General features: G+C 73.1%; 3 protein-coding genes. All 3 read left to right on the top strand.

Going from position 1 to position 2,939, the window contains the following annotated elements; all coding sequences use genetic code 11:
* On the top strand, positions 1-1,637 hold a 1,637-nt coding region (locus tag SACHA_RS21165; RefSeq protein ID WP_019809032.1), incomplete at its 5' end, for an ABC transporter ATP-binding protein.
* A 97-nt stretch (positions 1,638-1,734) separates the two neighbouring features.
* The gene (locus tag SACHA_RS0108970; RefSeq protein ID WP_019809030.1) at positions 1,735-2,118 is read left to right on the top strand and encodes a hypothetical protein; all 384 of its coding nucleotides are present in this window, start codon (positions 1,735-1,737) and stop codon (positions 2,116-2,118) included.
* Positions 2,115-2,939 (top strand): caspase family protein (locus tag SACHA_RS21160; RefSeq protein WP_019809028.1); only part of this gene is annotated, 825 nt, incomplete at its 3' end. The genes SACHA_RS0108970 and SACHA_RS21160, both read left to right, overlap by 4 nt.

The raw sequence follows: 2,939 nt of genomic DNA, 5'->3' as shown, positions 1-2,939 counted from the left end.
CGACGATCGCCGTCCCCGCGCTCTACCAGCGCGGCGTCGACGACGGCGTCCGTGCGGGGGCGGAGTCGGTGATCCTGCTCGCCGCCGGGGCGGGGGCGCTGATCATCGCCCTGGACTGGCTGGTGGTCAACGTGCAGACCCGGCTGACCGCCCGCACCGGGGAGTCCGTGCTGTACCTGCTGCGGGTGCGCAGCTTCGCCCACCTGCAACGGCTGGGGCTGGACTACTACGAACGCGAGCAGGCCGGCCGGATCATGACCCGGATGACCACCGACGTGGACGCGCTGTCCACGTTCCTGCAGACCGGGCTGTCCACCGCGGTGGTCAGCGTGCTCACGATCCTCGGGATCGGCGGTGCGCTGGTGGTCACCGATCCGGGCCTGGCGCTCGCGGTGTTCGCGGTACTGCCGGTGCTGGTGGTGGCCACGCTGGTGTTCCGGACACGGGCCTCCGCCGCCTACACCGAGGCGCGGGAGCGGGTCAGCGCCGTCAACGCCGACATGCAGGAGAACGTGAGCGGCCTGCGGGTCGCCCAGGCCTACACCCGCGAGGGGCACTCGGCGCGCGAGTTCGCCTCCCGCAGCGACGCCTACCGGCGCTCGCGGCTGCGGGCGCAGCGCTACGTGGCGACCTACTTCCCGTTCGTCACCCTGCTGTCCGGCATCGCCGAGGTCGTCGTGCTGGTCGTCGGGGCGGGCCGGGTCGCCGAGGGGACCCTGCAGGTGGGCGTGCTGATGGCGTTCCTGCTGTACCTGGGGCTGTTCTTCTCCCCGGTGCAGCAGCTGTCCACCGTGTTCGACGGCTACCAGCAGGCCAGGGTGGGGCTGCGCCGCATCGGCGACCTGTTGCGCACCCCGACGTCGGTGCCGCCCGCCGCCGATCCCGTGCCGGTCCCGCCGCGGCTGCGCGGCGCGGTGGACCTGATCGACGTCGACTTCTCCTACCCGGGCGCGGAGACCCCCGCACTGGACGGCGTGTCCCTGCACGTGCCCGCGGGCACGACCGTGGCACTGGTGGGTGCCACGGGTGCGGGCAAGTCCACCGTGGTCAAACTCGTCGCGCGGTTCTACGACGTCACCGGCGGCAAGGTGAGCGTGGATGGGGTGGACGTGCGCGACTACGAGCTCGAAGGCCTGCGCGGCAGGCTCGGCGTCGTCCCCCAGGAGGCGCACCTGTTCTCCGGCACGGTCGCCGACAACGTCCGCTACGGCCGCCCGGACGCCACCGACGCCGAGGTGGAGGAGGCGGTCCGGGCGGTCGGCGCGGTGCAGGGCATCGCGGCCCTGCCGGACGGTTTCCACCAGCAGGTCGGCGAACGCGGCCGGTCACTGTCGGCGGGCCAACGGCAGCTCGTGGCACTGGCGCGGGCGGAACTGGTGGATCCGGACGTGCTGCTGCTGGACGAGGCCACCGCCGCGCTCGACCCGGCGACCGAGTCGGCGGTGCTGCGCGCCACCGACGAGGTGGCCCGGCGGCGTACGACGTTCGTCGTCGCGCACCGGCTGGCCACCGCCGCGCGCGCGGACGTCATCGTGGTCCTCGACCACGGTCGGGTGGTCGAACGCGGGACGCACGACGAGCTGGTGGCCGCGGGCGGGCGCTACGCGGACCTGTGGCGGCACTCGGAACAGCGGTGACGAACAGCGGTGACGACCCTGCGGCCGCACGGCGTGACGCCGCGTGCCCGACCCGGTAGCCTCGCCCTGCCGGTCGACACTGGGGAGGGACACGGGCATGGCCGCACTGTCGTTGACGATCACGGTCGACACCGCGGTCGTCGACGCCGAGGAACACGAGGCCCACACCGCCGATCTGGGCCGCAGGCTGCGGGAGTCGGCCGGTTCGCTCCGGGCCTCCCCGGCACCGGTGGCCGAGGCGCCTCCGGGGGCGAAGGGACTCGGCTCGGCGCTCGTGGCGGGGTTCGAGGTGACCGTGACGGCCTCGCGCCGGACGCTGGCCGCGGTGATCGAGACGCTGCGGGCGTGGACCACCGCGGTGACGTCCCGCTCGGTCGTCGTGGAGCTCGACGGCGACCGGCTGGAGATCACCGGCGCGACCACCGAGCAGATCGACCACGTGCTGGAGGCGTTCCTCGATCGGCACACGCCCGGCTCATGACGGGCCACGCCCTGCTCATCGGCAACGGCACCTACACCGACCGGACGCTGCGGAGGCTGCGTTCCCCCGCGCAGGACGTCGACGCCCTCGGCGGCGTGCTGCGCGATCCCGACGTCGGGGACTACTCCGTGCGCACGCTGGTGGACACCACCGCCGCCGAACTGGCGAGGGCCACCCGCGACTTCTTCACCGACCGGGAACCCGGCGACGTGCTGGTGCTGTACTTCTCCGGGCACGGTGTCAAGGACGCGGCAGGGGAACTGTTCCTGGGCGCGACGGACACCAGCCTGGACGACCTGGACACCAGCGCGGTGTCGACCGACGCGCTGAACCGCTGGATCGCGGCCTGCCGGTCGCGTCACATCCTGCTCATCCTGGACTGCTGCTACAGCGGCGCCTTCCCGCGCGGCATGGTCGCCAAGGCCGATCCGGCCGTGCACCTGCAGGAACGTTTCGGCCGGGGCAGAGGTCTCGCGATCCTCACCGCCTCCACCGCCGTCGAGTACGCCTTCGAGGGCGGCGAGGTCCGCGACGGCGACCCCGACACGGACCGGAGTTCGGTGTTCACCGCCGCCCTCCTGGAGGCGTTGGACACCGGTGCGGCCGATGACGACTTCGACCAGCGGATCACGCTCGACGAGCTGTACTACTACGTCTTCGAGCGGGTCCGGATCCAGCGGCCCGACCAGACGCCCTGCTGGTGGCTGCTCGGCGGGCAGGACTTCTTCGTGGTGGCCCGGCGGCGCCCGGGCACCACGGCGCGCAGACCGGTCCGCACCGAACCGACGCCACCGCAGCCTCTCGCGCCCCGGCGTGCGGCG

The sequence above is a fragment of the Saccharomonospora halophila 8 genome (assembly GCF_000383775.1).
GTDB lineage: Bacteria > Actinomycetota > Actinomycetes > Mycobacteriales > Pseudonocardiaceae > Saccharomonospora > Saccharomonospora halophila.
The sequence above is the reverse complement of the archived record's forward strand: the minus strand, read 5'-3'. Positions and strand labels throughout refer to the sequence as shown.

Bases quoted from the DNA above. Each gene is read 5' to 3' on its own strand.
- SACHA_RS0108970 (WP_019809030.1), top strand. From the start codon at position 1,735: ATGGCCGCACTGTCGTTGACGATCACGGTCGACACCGCGGTCGTCGAC.